Here is a 15,837-nt window from a genome sequence, read left to right as displayed (position 1 = left end):
GGCGTGGCGATGAATGCGATCGAGAAGGCCTGCGTGGACATGGAGCTGTCGGCGCCGGCGCGCGCGCAGCTGGACACCGCGCAGCCGGCGCAGGTGGCGGTGCGCGCGCTGCTCGACGGCGGCCAGCCGCAGGACGCGCTGAAGCTGCTGGCGCGGCTGCTGCCCAAGCGCTACGTGGTCGCCTGGCTGTGCCAGTGCGCGCGCGGCGAAGCCCTGTCGCCGGAAGACCGCGCCGGCGCCGCACTGGCCGAGAAATGGGTGCGCGAGCCGAACGAGGCCAACCGCCGCGCCGCGTTCGCCTTCGCCCAGGCCGGCGGCTATGCCTCGCTGGGCGCGTGGCTGGCGGCGGCGGTGGCCTGGTCCGGCGGCAGCCTGGCGCCGCCGACCCAGGACACGCCGGTGCCGCCGGCCGAGCATCTGACCGCGCGCGCGGCGGTGGCGGCGATCAACCTGCTCGCCGCGCAGCAGCCGGCGCAGTTCGAGGCGCGGCGCCATGGCTATGCACTGCACGCGCTGGAGCTGCTGGCAGGCGGGGCGGCGGCATGACCGCGCTCGTGCGGCGCCGCCGGACGCGCGCGGCATGGCGTCCACCATCCGTAGCAGTGTGTCCGCGGCCATGCCGCGCCACCCGATCCGAAGGAAGCGTCACGTGTCCCTACCGTCCAAACTGATTCTCACCGTCGCCGGCCAGGCTGCCGCCCAGTTCGGCGCACGCGCGCAGATGGCGTTCGCGCAGCGTGGCGGCAGCATCGGCCGCGCCGACGACAGCGACTGGGTGCTGGCCGCGCCCGGCGTGTCGCGCACGCATGCGGTGGTGCGCTATCTCAACGGCATGTATTTCATAGAGGACCGCAGCACCAACGGCATGCTGCTCAACGGCGCCGCGCTGCAACGCGGCGACCCGGCCGCGCTCGGCGACGGCGACCGCCTGCAGCTGGACAGCTTCGAGATCCAGGTGCAGCTGCAGGCCGAGGCGCCGGCGGCACCACCGCCGTCTGCGGTGACGATGCCGGACGATGCGTCGGACCTGACTCAGGTGCTGCCGGCGATGCCGCCGCCGCATGCGGCCGGCGCTGCGCCCAACGCCGACGCATTCGATTTCGACTTCGGCCTGCCGGAACTCGGCGCCGCCAGGCCCGCGGGCGGCGCCTACGACGATGCGCTGCTGGGCGATCTCGGCGTGCCGGGCGCGGCCGGCGAACTGGATCCGCTGCGCCTGCTCGATCCGCTGCCGGCGGAGCCTGCGCCGCCGCAGCGGACCCACAGCTGGAACCACAGCGACGCGGGCCACGACCATTTCCGTGTGCCCGCGCCGCCCGCAGCGGGCACGACGCGCGGCTTCGAATTGCCGGAAAACTGGGACCTGACCACTGGCGATTTCGCGCCGGCGGCGGTACCTGCGGCGAGCGCGGCGGCTGCGCCGCTGGCACTGCCGTCGTTCGCGGCGCAGGCCGCTCCATCCGTGCCGTCCACGCAGATGCCGGACGACGTGGCGCGGATCTTCGAGATCGTGGTCGATGGGGTGATGGAGGTGCTGCGCGCGCGCGCCGAGATCAAGAACACCTTCCGCCTGCCGGTGACGGTGATCCAGCGTTCGGAGAACAATCCGCTGAAGTTCGCCGCCACGCCCGAGGATGCGCTGCAGAAACTGCTGGCGCCGCCGAGCCCGGCGTTTCTGTCCGGCGTGGCCGCGTTCGACGATGCGTTCGACGACATCCGCTGCCACCAGATGGCGATGCTGGCGGGCATGCGCGCCGCGTTCGAATCGATGCTGTTCCACTTCAGCCCCGACCGGCTGGAGCAGGAGGTGGACGCCAGCGGCAAGCGCCTGGCGTTCGCCGGCAAGGGCCGCTACTGGGAGCGCTACCGCGACAACTTCCAGGCCCTGGCCAAGGATCCGGACGAATGCTTCCGCCGCCTGTTCGGCGACGAGTTCGCCCGCGCTTACGAGGCGCAGCTGGCGCGGCTGAAGTCGGCGCGGCGCGCGGGCAAGCCCCCCATGTAGGATCGGCTTCAGCCGCGACAGGGATTGTCCGCAGCACGTGTCGCGGCTGAAGCCGCTCCTACAAAAGCCGCATGGCGGCAGGTACAGGGAGCGCACGCGCGGTGCATGCCGCCGGCACCGTGATGCAGGTGATTCGGCGACGAGTTCGCTCGTGCCTAAGAGGCGCAGCTGGCGCGGCTTAGATCGGCGCGGCGGGCGGGCAAGCTGGGCTAGCCGGGTGCGTTCTCGATCCAGGTGATGCCACCTGTGGGAGCGACTTCAGTCGCGACGGGACTTCCCGGTAAGGCCCGTCGCGACTGAAGTCGCTCCCACAAAAGCAGCATCGCGATATCCCCGCCTCGCTGAGACGAATTGTCGGGTAGCACGCATTCGCGCTGGCCACACTGCATCCCGCCAGCCTGGACTGCGCGCGCCGCGGGCCGCGTCCGGGCCGTCGGCAAGGGGATCGCACATTGGGGTCGGCTGCTGCGTCCAACGCCGCGGCCGCATCGCCATCGACAGCAGCGGACACGGCGGATCATGCACAACAACAAGGTCGTCTGGAGCGAGGGGCTGTTTCTGCGCCCCCAGCATCTGCAGCAGCAGGAGCGCTACCTGGAGCGCTACGTGGAGCTGCGCGCCGGCGGCCTGCATGCGCATGGCTGGGGCTTCTCCGAACTGGAGCTGGAAACCGACCTGCTGGCGATCGGCAAGCTCGGCATCCGCCGCGCGCGCGGCGTGTTTCCCGACGGCACACCGTTCGCGATGCCGGGCGACGATCCGCTACCGCCGGCGCTGGACGTGGAGCCGAACTGGCGCGACCAGACCGTGTACCTGACCCTGCCGCTGCGCGCGGCGGCGCAGGCCGACGTGGGCCGCGCCGAGGCGCCGCCGGACCAGCTGTTCCGCTACCGCGTGCGCGAGACCGAGGTCGACGACGCCTCCGGCAGCATGCAGGGCGCGGTGTTGATGGAAGTGGGCGGGATGAGCACGCGCCTGTTGCCGCAGTCGCAGCCGCTGGACGGGCTGACCCGGATGCCGCTGGCGCGCATCGTCGAAGCGCGCGCCGATCGCCAGGTGACGCTGGACGAGGCATTCGTGCCGACCGCGCTGGCCTGCCAGGCGGCGCCGCGGCTGGCCACGTTCCTGGTCGAATTGCTCGGCCTGCTGCACCAGCGCGGCGAAGCGCTGGCCGCGCGGGTGTCAGTGGGCGACCGCGGCGGTGCGGCGGAGATCGCCGATTTCCTGTTGCTGCAGGTGGTCAACCGCTGGCAGCCGCTGATCGCGCACTGGGCGTCGGCGCCGCTGCTGCATCCGCAGGACCTGTATGCGGCGCTGGTCGCGCTGGCCGGCGAACTGAGCACCTTCACCACCCCAGGCAAGCGCCCGCCGGCATGGCCGGCGTATCGCCACGATGCGCTGCAGCCGAGCTTCGAGCCGGTGATCGCCAGTCTGCGCGGCAGCCTCAGCGCGGTGCTCGAACAGACCGCGCTGCCGATCCCGGTACAGGCGCGCAAGTTCGGCGTGTGGGTGGCGATGGTGCCGGACGCGGCGCTGTTCGACAGCGCCGCGTTCGTGCTTGCGGCCAAGGCCGACGTGCCCGCCGAGGAGCTGCGCCGGCAATTGCCGCTGCAGGCCAAGATCGGCCCGGTGGAGAAGATCCGCGACCTGGTCAACCTGCAGCTGCCCGGCATCGCGGCGATGCCGATGCCGGTGGCGCCGCGGCAGATCCCGTACCACGCCGGCTATCTGTATTTCGAATTCGACAAGCAGTCGCCGCTGTGGCGCACGTTGAAGGGCTCCGGCGGCATCGCGTTCCACTTCGGCAGCGAGTTCGCCGGGCTGGACCTGCAGCTGTGGGCGATCCGGAGCTGAGCGCATGAATCCACGTCCGCCCGTCGATCCGTTGAGCGATGCCACCCTCATGCGTCCGCAGCGCGGCACCGCCGCGCCTGTCGCCGCGGTGCCGGGCATGGCGCCCGCGCCTGCGCCGGGCGATGCCGACATCAGCGAATTCCTCGGCCGCAGCGTCAATCCGCTGGTGCAGGCGGCCAGTCCGCTGCTGCTGTTGGCGGTGCAGCTGCGGCACAGCGTGGCGCTGCCGGACGTGGCACGGCTGCGCGAGCAGGTGACCGCGCAGGTGCGGCGCTTCGAACAGCGCGCGCGCGATGGCGGCGCCGCGCCGGAGGCGGTCACCGCGGCGCGCTACGTGCTGTGCGCGATGCTCGACGAGGCGGTGCTCAATGCGCCGTGGGGCGAACACAGCGGCTGGTCGCAGAAGACCTTGCTGGTGGTGTTCCATGGCGAGTCCTACGGCGGCGCCAAGTTCTTCCAGATCCTCGAACGCCTGTGCGCGGACGTGCCGCGCCACGTGGACCTGATCGAGCTGATGTACCTGTGCCTGGCGCTGGGTTTCTGCGGCCGCTACCAGATCGAGGCCGGCGGCCGTGCCAGATTGGCCGAAATCCAGGACGACCTGTACCGGCGCATTCGCGCCCAGCGCGGCGCCGCGGCGGACACGCTGGCGCCGCACTGGCAGGGCGTGGACGACCGACGCCGGCGGCTGGCGCGTTACCTGCCGCTGTGGGTGGCCGCACTGGGCATGGCCTGCATCGTGCTGCTCGCGTTCGTGTGGTTCAACGCGCGGCTCAATGCGCTGTCGGCGCCGATCAGCGCCGCCGCCGCGCAGATCGGCCTGCAGCGCGGCACCCCGCCGGACGCGCTGCGGCCGCCGCCGCCGCGGGTCACGCTCAAGCAGTTGCTGGCGCCGCAGGAACGCGCCGGCCTGCTCGGCGTCGAAGAACAGGCCAACGGCCAGGCGCGGGTGCGGCTCAACGCCAACGCGATGTTCGCCTCCGGCGGGGTCGAGGTCGATCCGGACCAGCTGCCGCTGCTGGGCAAGATCGCCGCGGCGCTGGAGCGGTTGCCGGGGCGGGTGATCGTGGTCGGGCACACCGACGACCAGCCGCTGCGCTCGCTGCGTTTCAAGGACAACTACGCGCTGTCGGCCGCGCGCGCCGACGCGGTGGCGCATCTGCTGGGGCAGCGCCTGTCGGTGCCGGGGCGGATCGAATCGGCCGGCGCCGGCGATTCGCAGCCGGTGGCGGTGCCGCCGGACCTGGCGGCCAACCGGACGCGCAACCGCCGCGTCGAAATCCTGTTCCAACCGGGGGAGTGAGCGCCGTGGGCAAGCTGCTGGGAATGCTGCGATCCGGCTGGGTCGTGACCATGGTCGGGCTGCTGCTGGCGGCACTGCTGATCTGGTTGATCGGCCCCTACATCGGCATCGCCGGGCACCAGCTGCTGGCCGGCGCGGTGCCGCGGCTGCTGCTGATCCTGCTGCTGGTCGGCGCGTGGGCCGGCTGGCTGCAGTGGCAGCAGCTGCGCGCGCGCCGGCAGAGCCGCCAGCTGGCCACCGAGATGGCCACGCCGTCGGCACTGGACGCGCTCGGCGACGACCGCCAGGCGCGCAGCGCCGACGAACGCGACCAACTGCAGGCGCGGTTCCACGAGGCGGTGCAGATCCTGCGCAAGCGCCGCGGCGGCGGCGATCTGTACACGCTGCCGTGGTACGTGGTGATCGGCCCGCCGGGCTCGGGCAAGAGCACCTTGCTGCAGCATTCCGGGCTGCACTTCCCGCTCGCCGCGCGGTTCGGCCAGCAGGCGCTGCGCGGCATCGGCGGCACCCGCAACTGCGATTGGTGGTTCACCGACGAAGCGGTGTTCCTGGATACCGCCGGCCGCTACACCACGCAGGATTCCGACCGTCAGGTCGATGCCGGCGCGTGGATCGATTTCCTGCGCCTGCTGCGCCGCTACCGCCGCCGCCGCCCGCTCAACGGCGTGCTGGTGACGATGAGCATGTCCGACCTGCTGCTGCTCGACGACGCCGAGCGCGACCTGCACGTACAGGCGATCCGGCGCCGCCTGGACGAACTCAGCGAACAGCTGAAGATGAGCGTGCCGGTGTACCTGGTGTTCACCAAGTGCGACCTGATCGGCGGCTTCGGCGAATTCTTCGACGATCTCAATCCGGAGCAGCGCGCGCAGGTGTGGGGCGTGTCGTTCCCGCTGCCGCGCAGCCTCGACGGCACCGCCGCGCGCGGCTTCGCCGACGAGTACGCGCTGTTGCAGGAGCGGCTCAACGCGCGTCTGTTCGAACGCATGCACGTGGAGCGCGATCGCGCCCGGCGCGCGGCGATCCTGTCGTTCCCGCAGCAGTTCGCCGCGCTCGGCGAAGCGGCGCGGCAGTTCGTCGAAGGCGTGTTCGCCGGCACCGCCTACGGCACGCCGCCGTTGCTGCGCGGCGTGTACCTGACCTCGGGCACCCAGGAAGGCACGCCGATCGACCGCATGATGGGCGCGGTGGCGCGCACCTTCGGCCTGGCCGAAGCCAGCGTGCAGGCGCCGGGCGCGCAGCGCCGCACCTTCTTCGTCGAACGCCTGCTCGGCCAGGTGCTGCTGCGCGAATCCGGCCTGGCCGGGCGCGCGCCGGCGCTGGAGCGGCGCCGCGCCTGGCTGCAGGCGGCCGGCTACACCGGCATCGCGCTGCTGGGCGTGCTGCTGCTGGGCGGACTCACCGGCAGCTACCTGGGCAACCGCGCCTACCTGCAGCAAGTGCGCGCGGCGCTGGATGCGCGCCCGCACAGCCCGGACCCGGACAGCGCGGCGACCACGCCGCAGTACTTCGCGCTGGCGTTGCAGCAGCTGGAAGGCACCCGCGCGCTGGCGCAGGTCGCGCAGCAGTACCGCGACGGTGCGCCGTGGTCGATGCGCATGGGCCTGTACCAGGGCGATGCGGTCGGCGAGGAACTGCACGACGCCTATCTGCGCCAGCTCAACGGCACCCTGGTGCCGGGCGTGGCGCTGCGCCTGCGCCAGGGCATGGCCGAGAACGCCGGCGCGCCGCAAGCGCTGTACTACTACCTCAAGGGCTACCTGATGCTGGGCCAGCCGCAGCATCTGGACGCGGCGCAGCTGACCGCGCTGAGCGCGATCGAATGGCGCAAGCTGTTTCCCGCCGACACCGTGCTGCAACAAGCCCTGGCCGGGCATTTCCAGGCGCTGCTCGACGAACCCGGACGGCTGCGCGCGCTGTCGCTGGATCCGGCGCTGCTGGAGCAGGCGCGCAACACGCTGCGCTCGGCCGACCTGGCCACGCTGGTGTACGGCAACCTCAAGCTGTCGCAACCGCAGGCCGGCGCCGAGCCGCTGCAGCTGGACAAGGCGCTGGGCCTGCTCGGCAACGTGTTCCAGCGTGGCAGCGGCACCTCATTGTCCGAACCGCTGCCGGCGCTGTACACGCAACCGGTGTTCGCCGCGCTGGCCGGGCAGGGCATCGGCGAGGCGGTCGAACAGTTCGTGCGCGACGACTGGGTGTTCGGTCCGCGCCGCATCGACGCGCTGGGCAAGGCGCGGCTGGCGCAGCAGGTGCGCGTGCTCTACGAACAGGACTACATCCGCTACTGGGACGGCCTGCTCGCCGACCTGCAGTTGCAGCCGGCTGCGGACCTGCAGCAGGCCAGCGCGATCGCGGCCAAACTGGCCGGGCCGAGTTCGCCGCTGCGGTTGCTGCTCGGCGTGGTCCGCGACAACACCCAACAGTTGCTGCGCACGCCGCCGCCCAAGCCCGGGCAGGACGCGGCGAGCAAGGCGGCGGCCAAGGCCGGCGCGACACTGGCGGCCAAGCTGCCCGGCGGCAATGCGGCGATGGCGGCGGCGCTGGCCGCCAGCGGCGACCCCAGCGATACCGGGGCCGCGCCGCCCGGCGAGGCCATCGCCAACCATTTCGCCGCGCTCAACGCGCTGGCCAGCGGCGCGCCCGGCGCCACCCCGCTGGACCACCTGCTCGGCGTGCTCGACCAGCTCAGCAAGACCCTGCTGACGATGACCGATCCGGCCACCGCCACGCCGCAGCCCAATGCGCAATTGCTGCTGGCGCGACAGGAAGCGGCGCAACTGCCGCCGCCGCTGTCGTCGTGGCTGCAGGCCTTGACCGGCAGCAGCGCCGCGCTGATGACGCGCGGCGCGCAGACCGCATTGGGCGCGCAGGTGCAGCAGGCGGTGGGCGTGGTCTGCGCCGAGTTCGTCAAGGGCCGTTATCCGTTCGATCCGGCCAGCGCGCAGGAGATCCCGCTGCAAAACTTCGGCGAGCTGTTCGGCGTCGGCGGGCGCTTCGATGCGCTGTACCGCGACGCACTGCAGAAACTGCTCGACACCAGCGGCCGCGACTGGCGCTGGAAGAGCGGCCCGGACGCGCTTGCCGGCGCGCCGGGCTTGCCGGCGCAACTGCAGCTGGCCGAACGCATCAAGCAGAAATATTTCCGCGGCGCGGCGCAGCCGGAGGTCGGTTTCACCGTGCTGGCGCCGACCCTGGATGCCGGCGTGGCGCGGCTGACCGTGGACATCGAAGGCCAGCGCTTCGACTACACCGCCGGCGGCGTGGACAGCATGCCGATGAAATGGCCCGGGCCGACGCCCGGCCACGTCAGCATCGCCGCCTTCGGCGCCGACGGCGCCGCGCTTGGCCGGCTCGACTACCAGGGTGACTGGGCGCTGTTCCGCGCCCTGCAGGCCGGCGACCTGCAGAACCCCTCGGACCTGCGCTTCGTCGCCCATTTCGATGTCGGGGGGCATGCGGTGCAGCTGCCGCTGCGCGCCGGCAACCTGCGCCATCCCTTCCTCGACGCCGATGTGCGTCGTTTCGCGTGTGGGGGTTGAGGATGCAGCCGACGGCATTGCCCGGATTCTTCGGCAAGCTGCCCAGCGCCGGCGACTTCGTGCAGCGGCGGCTGCCGCCGGCATTCGTCGAGCCGTGGGACCGGCACTTCTCGCAGCTGATCGCCGGTGCGCGCGAGCAGCTCGGCACGCAGTGGGCAGCGGCCTATCGCGGCAGCGGCCTGCATGCGTTCGTGCTGGGCAGCGGCCTGTGCGGCGAGGTGGCCTGGGCCGGCGTGCTGGGGCCGGGCGAGGACCGCGTCGGCCGCTGCTTCCCGCTGGCGATCGCGCTGCCGCTGGCGCGGGGCACCGCGCCGGAACGCGGCTGGTATGCGCGAGCGGCCACGCTGCTCGGCCAGGCGCTGGCCGATCGCACCCTGGGCGTGGAGGTATTCGACGCGCAGCTGCAGGCACTGGCGCCGGATCCGGACGCCACCGCCATTCCCAACGCGCCGCGCGCGCTGGCCGGGCAGGCGTTGTGGTGGAGCGGCGACGGCGTGGTGCAGCACAGCGTCGGCCTGTTGTCCGCGCACGACTACCTGGGCTGGCTGGCGCCGGCCGCGTCGGCATTGCCGGAGGCCGCACGCTGATGGCCGCACGCCACTACCGCTCGGCCGGGCATACCGAAGTGGGCAAGGTGCGCCGCCACAACGAGGACGCGCTGCTGCTGCGCGACGATGCCGGGCTGTGGGTGGTCGCCGACGGACTCGGCGGACATGCGGCCGGCGACTACGCCAGCGGCCTGATCGTCGAGCGCCTGGCGGCGCTGCCGCGCGCGGCCGACGTGTGCGATTTCATCGAGGCGATCGAGGACGTGCTGGCGCAGATCAACACCGAGCTGCTGCACTGCGCCGCGCAGCGCCAGGTCGACATGATCGCCTCCACCGTGGTGCTGCTGGTGCACGACCCGGACTTCATGCTGTACGGCTGGGTCGGCGACAGCCGCGGCTACGGCCGTCTCGGCGGGCCGCTGCGCCAGCTCACCCGCGACCACGTGCACGGGGTCAAGGACGACGCCACCCAGTTCGCGCAGGCCGGCGCCAGCGCCGAGCCGGCCGCCAACGCCGGCGTGCTGACCCGCGCGGTCGGTGCGCAGGAACCGCTGTTCGTGGACTGGGTGCTGGCGCCGAGCGCGCCCGGTGCGCAGTTCCTGCTGTGCAGCGATGGCATCAACAAGGAAATCCCCGACCCGGAGCTGGATGCCGCGTGCCGCCTGCATGGCGAGCCGCAGGCGCTGCTGACGCGGTTGTTCGAATTGGCGATGGGCCGGGCGGCGCGCGACAACGTCACCGCCGTCGTCGTCCGCCTGCAGGAGTGAAGGACGTGCATGAAGAGACCGCTACCGTCGTCGAACTGGTCGCCGCGATGCGCACCGGCGAGCTGGACCTGAAGGCCGTGCTCGACGCATTGGCCAAACGCAGCGCCGTGCCCGAGGCCGATTACCGCGCCGGGGTGGAAACGCTGTGGCAGCTGCGCCGGCAGCAGGTGTTCGACGACGTCACCGTGACCACGCTGGTGAGCCGCCTCGATGCCTTGCGCGCGGACGCCGGCACGGCGCCTGCGCCCGCGCCGATCGACGACGACGCCACCGTGGTGATGCCGCGCCGCGCTGCGCCGCCGCCGGCTGCGGTCGAGGACGACGCCACCCGCGTGCAGCCGGCCATGCCGCTGCCGCAGTCCGCTGCCGACCGCACCGGGGCCACCGGCACCGGCGGCGTGACCGGCACCGCGGGCACCGCCAGCCTGTCCAGCTGGCAGCGCCTGGCCGATGCCGCCGGCGGCGATTACGCCACGGTCGGCACGCTGCTGAAGGGCCGTTTCTACCTGGAACGCGAACTCGGTCGCGGCGGCATGGGCGTGGTCTACCTGGCGCGCGACGAACGCAAGGTCGAAGCGCGCGATCGCGACCCGTGGCTGGCGGTGAAGGTGCTCAGCGACGAGTTCCGCCGCCATCCCGATTCGCTGGTGGCGCTGCAGCGCGAGGCGCGGCGCTCGCAGAAACTGGCCCACGACAACATCGTGCGCGTCTACGACTTCGACAAGGACCGCACCCTGGTCTTCATGACCATGGAGTACATCGACGGCTGCGACCTGAAGACGCTGATCCGCGAGCAGGCCTACAACGGCATGCCGCTGGCGCGCGCGCGGCCGCTGATCGAGGGCATGGCGCGTGCGTTGGCGCGCGCGCATGCGGCCGGCGTGGTGCATTCGGACTTCAAGCCCGGCAACGTGATGGTCACCCGCGACGGCGTGGCCAAGGTGTTCGACTTCGGCATCGCCCGCGCCGGCAAGCACGCGGCCGACGTGGCCGGCGAGCAGACCGTGTTCGACGCGGCCACGCTCGGCGCGCTGACCCCGGCCTACGCCAGCCTGGAGATGATCCGCGGCCAGGAACCCACGCCCGCCGACGACATCTACGCGCTGGGCTGCGTGTGCTTCGAACTGCTCACCGGCAAGCACCCCTTCGACAAGCTCAGCGCCGAAGTGGCATTGCGCGACAAGCGCGTGCCGCCGCCGGTGCCGGGCCTGACCAGGCGCCAGTACCAGACCCTGTGCGCGGCGGTGGCGTTTCCCGCCGCGCAGCGCCTGAGCAAGGTGGAGGCGCTGCTGGAAGGCCTGCGCGAGGTGCCGCTGCGCGAGCGCGCACTGCCGCTGCTCGGCTACGGCAGCGCGGCGCTGGTGCTGGCCGGCGCCGGCGGCTGGGGCGCGTCGCGCTATCTGCACCAGCGCCATGTGGAGCAGGTCACCGCGCGCTTCGGCGCGGCCGATCCGCAACGCTACGTCGACGAGACCCAGGCCATGCAGGCGCTGGCCAGCCTCGACGACGACGACCGCCGGCGCCTGCTGGTGGACCGCGGCGACCTGATCCAGGATTTCCTGCTGCGGCGCCTGGACACGCTGTGGAATCCGGCCAGCGGGCGCTACGACTACCGCGGCGCGCTGCAGGTGTTCGCCTTGCGCGACCGGCTGCGGCTGTATTCGCCGGCGCTGGACGCGCGCCGCGAAGCGATGGAGCGGGAGAAGAACGAACGCCTCAACGCGCTCGACACCACGCTCAATGCGCAGATCGCCGCCGGCGCCATCTTCCGCGACCGGGCCGACAACGCGCTGGCCACGCTGGACCAGGTGCGGCGCATCGATCCGAACAGCGCCCTGCTGCGCCACCCGGAACTGGAGCTGCGCCTGGACGCGGCGATCCAGCAGTCGGCCGACGCGCAGCAGTGGGCGCAGGCGCGCACCCGCCTGCAGCAGGCGCGCGCGGCGCTGCCCGATTCGCTGCGGCTGCAGTTGCGCGGCGCGCAGCTGGACCTGGCGCAGCACCATGCCGGCCAGCCGGCGGTGCCGGCGTTGCACGACGCGGCGCAGGCGCGCAAGGCGCTGGCGGCATTGCTGGCCGCGCCGTCGGCCGCACTGGACTGGCAGGACGATGTCGAGGCGGCGCTGGCGGTCCTGCCGGCGGCCGAGCGCGATGCGCAGGATGCGGCGCTGGCCGCGGCGATCGCCGCGGCGGTCGCGCCGCAGAGCGATCCGCTGCAGTTGCCGGGCGCGCAGGCGCTGGTCCAGTTCGGCCTGACCCAGGCGCCGCAGGCGCCGCAACTGCTGGCCCAGCGCGAACGCCTGCAGACCCTGCAACAACAGCTGCAGACGATGCTGGCGCGCGAGAGCGCCGAGGCCGAAGTGAGCTCGCGGATCGAATCGATGCGCCGCGCCGCGGCCGCCAACGATCTGGACAAGGCGCGCCAGGCGCTGGCGCGCATCGGCAGCCTACAGCCGCAACACCCGTTCCTGCAGAAGGAAGCGCCGCAGCTGCTGGCCGGGGTCTATCTCGGCAACGCCGCCGGCGCATTCCGCCAGGGCCGCTACCGCCAGGCCGCCGACGTGCTTGGCCAGGGGGTGGCCGCGCTCGGCGAGCGCGCCGAACTGCGCGCCGCGCAGGCTCGCTACGCCGTCGTCGCGGAAGTGATGGACGCCAACGCGCAGGCGTTGCCCGCTGCCGCGCGGCAGCAGCTGGGCCAGCGCCTGGAGGCGCTGTACCGCAGCGATGCGCAGGCGATGGCGCAGCTGGAAGCCGATCTGAAGGCGCGCGGGCAACTGCCCGAAGGCACGCTCGCCGCGCGCCTGCAGCGCCATGCCGGCAGCGATGCGCCCAGTTCCGACGCACTGGCGCCGGCGCCGGCCGCGGCGGCCGAGCCGGCCGCCAAGGACGCGCCGCGCAAGCCGGCGAGCGGCAAGCCGGCCACAAAACCGGCGCCCATGCCCGCGGCCACCGCGCGCGCGCCTGCCGCCGGCCCGGTGAGCGACGAGGAACCGTTGCCGCCGGTGCCGACCGGTCCGGATCCCTGCGCCGCCGCCGCGCCCGGCCGCGGCAAGCCCTGCTTCGACGCGCTCGGCGCGCAGCGCGGGCCGATGTTGGTGGTGGTGCCCGGCCTGGCCGGCGGCAAGCCCTACGCGCTGTCGCGCGCGGAGGTGGCGGTGGCCGATTTCAACCTGTTCTGCCAGGCCACCGGCAAGTGCACCGCGCAACCGGCCGGCGACGCCGAACTGGCGCGCGCGCCGGTGCGCAACATCAGCCTGACCCAGGCCCGCGCCTACCTGCGCTGGCTGACCATCGCCAGCGGCGGCTGGCGCTACCGCCTGCCCACCGATGCCGAATGGCAGCACGCCGCGCAGGCCGGCAGCGACTGGCGCCAGGCCGAGGACAGCAATTGCGTGCCGCCCACCGCCAGCGCCGGCGACGCCAGCCGCGCACCGTTGCCGCCGCGCGGCCGCGAACCCAATCCGTGGGGACTGATCAATGTCACCGGCAACGTCTGGGAGTGGGTGTCCAGCGGCGCCGGGGTGCAGGCGCGCGGCGGCAGTTTCGCCAGCTACTGGGCCGATTGCACGGTGCAGGCGCGGCGCGCCGACAACGGATCGGCGCAGCCGGACGTGGGCCTGCGCGTGCTGCGGGAGTTGCCATGAACGAGGCCCAGCAACTGGCCAACGCGCACCTGCACGCGCTTGCCGAGGCCTATCAGCATGGCCGTATCGGCCGCGATGAATACCGCGCGCGCCGGCGCAACGTGCTGGCCTCGGTGCGCGATGTCGGGCAGGGCGTGACCCATCGCAATGCGCTGCGGCCGACCGTCACGGCGGCGCCGCTGCCGGCGCATGCAGGCGTGCAGGCCGAGCCGCTGCCGTTGCTGTTCGCCGACGCGCCTGTGCGCCGGCGTAGACGTTTGTTGGCCGCGCTTGTTTTTGCGACGCTGTTCGCATTAATGCTGCTACTCTTCGCCGGCGCAATGCCCGCGTTCGCGAGGCATTCGAAAGCATCGGCCGATGTCGTCACGTCGCTCCACCGTCCCGCTGCCTTGGGCGCGGCCCGTGCGGCGACCTCGGGCAGTGCCGCTGCACGACAGGGAATCGCTCCAGGGGAAATCGCATGCGTATGACGTGTCTGGCCGCGGCCGTGTCCGTGTGGCTCGCTGCCGTTCCGGCGTGGGCGCAACTGCCGCCTGCCGCCGCCGAGAGCGGCACCGCGGCCAGCGGCGCCAGCGCCGCGCTGCCGCCGCTGAAGGATCGCGACGGCAGCGCGGTGACCTTGCAGGTCCGCGGCTTCCGCGTGCGCGACGTCGGCGAGCACGCCAAGGCCGGCATCACCCCGGCCAGCGTGCAGGCGCTGGCCGATGCGCAATTCCAGGCCTTGGCGCAGGGCCAGCCGGAGGTGGCCCTGCGTTTCGAGCAACTGCAGGCGGTGGCCGACGCCATCACCCGCGCCTACCGCCTGTCCGGCTTCATCGTCAGCACCGCCTACCTGCCGGCGCAGACGCCGGGGCCGGAGCGGATCGTGGAGATCCGCGTGCTCGAAGGCCGTGTCGGCCAGGTCGAGGTCAAGGGTGCGTCGCGTTACCGCGCCAGCACCCTGGCCGCGCCGCTGCAGGCATTGCAGGGCCGCCCGTTGCGCAAGCAGGACGTGGACAGCGCGCTGCTGTACGTGCGCGACCTGCCGGGCGTGTCGGTGTCCTCGGTGCTGCAGCCGGGCCAGCGCGAAGGCGAGACCGACGTGCTGCTGGTCGCCAGCGAGGCGCCGCGGCCGTACGCCATCAGCCTCGGCGGCAACAACTACGGCACCGAGCTGACCGGCCGCTACCGCGCCCAGCTCGGCCTGACCTGGAACAGCCCGCTCGGCCTGGGCGACGTGCTCGCCGCCAACTACGCCTATTCGCTGGACCCGCGGCAGAGCCGGATCGGCGCGCTGTCCTACGCACTGCCGGTGCCGGCGCTGCCCGGGTTCGGCGCGGTGCTCGGCGCCAGCCGCAGCGAACTGGAAGTGCGCAACGGCGTATTCGCCTCGCTCGGCCTGCAAGGGCCGACCTCGGTGGTCTACCTCGGCAGCGACTGGAAATTCGTCAATCGCGAAAACCTGCAGTGGCAGGCCTCGGCGCGCTACCTGCGCGAGCAGTCGCGACTCAGCGCCGCCGGCGTGCAGCTGTCCGACCAGAAATTCGACGTGGTCGAACTGAGCACCGCGCTGCGCCGCACCGACCTGCGCTGGCGCGGCATCGACCTGCTGCAGCTGAGCCTGCGCCAGTCGCTGCAGGACCGCTCGGCCACGCCGGATCTGGTCAGCCCGGAACACGACAGCCACTTCAGCATCGCGCGGCTGAGCTATACGCGCATGCAGTACCTCAGCCGCACCCAGCGCCTGTACCTCAAGCTCAACGGCCAGTACAGCGAGGACGCGCTGACCCCGATGGAACAGTTCGCGGTCGGCGGGCCGGACAGCGTGCGCGCCTACCCCGTGTCCGATGCGCTCGGCGACCGCGGCTACTACGCCGCGCTGGAGTACCACGTTGATGCGCCCGGTTTCGCCGACGCCGCTTCGCCGTTCAACGGCCGGCCGTGGCGCGAAGTGCTGGAACTGGACGTGTTCGCCGACCATGCGCGGGTCTATCCGGCCGGCGGCAACCGCGTGCTGGCGCCGGCGGTGCAGACCTTCGATGGCGTCGGTGCCGGCGTCACCATGCGCGTGCCGCAATGGAAGAACTTCGAACTGCGGCTCAGCGCCGCCAAGCCGACCGGCGGGCGCGATGCGTCCGACGGACGCGACGTCCGTTTCTATTCGCGTTTCGGTTTCACCTTCTGAGGAATCCGCT

The 15,837-nt window shown here is 72.4% G+C and carries 10 protein-coding genes; all 10 read left to right on the top strand.

Annotation, left to right across the window (positions count from 1 at the left end; all coding sequences use genetic code 11):
- The first annotated feature begins 9 nt into the window (after positions 1 to 9).
- The 10 genes from AB3X08_RS21645 (at position 10) to AB3X08_RS21600 (ending at position 15,827) form a co-directional block, all read left to right on the top strand.
- Positions 10 to 546, top strand: a complete 537-nt coding sequence (locus tag AB3X08_RS21645; RefSeq protein ID WP_369935086.1) for a DUF6931 family protein — start codon at positions 10 to 12, stop codon at positions 544 to 546.
- Between the two features lie 175 nt (positions 547 to 721).
- Entirely contained in the window at positions 722 to 2,005 is a 1,284-nt protein-coding gene (gene tagH, locus AB3X08_RS21640; RefSeq protein WP_369938604.1) for a type VI secretion system-associated FHA domain protein TagH, read from the top strand.
- A gap of 519 nt (positions 2,006 to 2,524) precedes the next feature.
- Positions 2,525 to 3,859: a type VI secretion system baseplate subunit TssK gene (tssK, locus tag AB3X08_RS21635; RefSeq protein WP_369935084.1), complete on the top strand. Its 1,335-nt coding sequence runs from the start codon at positions 2,525 to 2,527 to the stop codon at positions 3,857 to 3,859.
- A 49-nt stretch (positions 3,860 to 3,908) separates the two neighbouring features.
- The gene (gene icmH / locus AB3X08_RS21630; protein WP_369938603.1) at positions 3,909 to 5,162 is read left to right on the top strand and encodes a type IVB secretion system protein IcmH/DotU; all 1,254 of its coding nucleotides are present in this window, start codon (positions 3,909 to 3,911) and stop codon (positions 5,160 to 5,162) included.
- Between the two features lie 23 nt (positions 5,163 to 5,185).
- Complete coding sequence (tssM, locus tag AB3X08_RS21625) at positions 5,186 to 8,704, top strand: type VI secretion system membrane subunit TssM (RefSeq protein WP_369935083.1); 3,519 nt, start codon at positions 5,186 to 5,188, stop codon at positions 8,702 to 8,704.
- Positions 8,705 to 8,706: 2 nt separating this feature from the next.
- Positions 8,707 to 9,291 (top strand): type VI secretion system-associated protein TagF, encoded by a 585-nt coding sequence (gene tagF / locus AB3X08_RS21620; protein ID WP_369935081.1) that lies wholly within the window; start codon positions 8,707 to 8,709, stop codon positions 9,289 to 9,291.
- Positions 9,291 to 10,019, top strand: coding sequence for a PP2C family protein-serine/threonine phosphatase (locus AB3X08_RS21615; protein WP_369935079.1), 729 nt, complete (start codon positions 9,291 to 9,293; stop codon positions 10,017 to 10,019). Before tagF ends, AB3X08_RS21615 begins: the two co-directional genes overlap by 1 nt.
- Before the next feature lie 5 nt (positions 10,020 to 10,024).
- Positions 10,025 to 13,663 (top strand): protein kinase domain-containing protein, encoded by a 3,639-nt coding sequence (locus AB3X08_RS21610; protein WP_369935077.1) that lies wholly within the window; start codon positions 10,025 to 10,027, stop codon positions 13,661 to 13,663.
- A complete protein-coding gene (locus tag AB3X08_RS21605) occupies positions 13,660 to 14,133 on the top strand; it encodes a hypothetical protein (protein WP_369935076.1) in 474 nt (157 codons plus the stop codon). Before AB3X08_RS21610 ends, AB3X08_RS21605 begins: the two co-directional genes overlap by 4 nt.
- Complete coding sequence (locus AB3X08_RS21600) at positions 14,130 to 15,827, top strand: ShlB/FhaC/HecB family hemolysin secretion/activation protein (protein WP_369938602.1); 1,698 nt, start codon at positions 14,130 to 14,132, stop codon at positions 15,825 to 15,827. The genes AB3X08_RS21605 and AB3X08_RS21600 overlap by 4 nt, the downstream gene beginning before the upstream one ends.
- Positions 15,828 to 15,837 lie beyond the last annotated feature (10 nt).

This window comes from Xanthomonas sp. DAR 34887, from assembly GCF_041245805.1.
Taxonomy (GTDB): domain Bacteria; phylum Pseudomonadota; class Gammaproteobacteria; order Xanthomonadales; family Xanthomonadaceae; genus Xanthomonas_A; species Xanthomonas_A tesorieronis.
The sequence above is the reverse complement of the archived record's forward strand: the minus strand, read 5'-3'. Positions and strand labels throughout refer to the sequence as shown.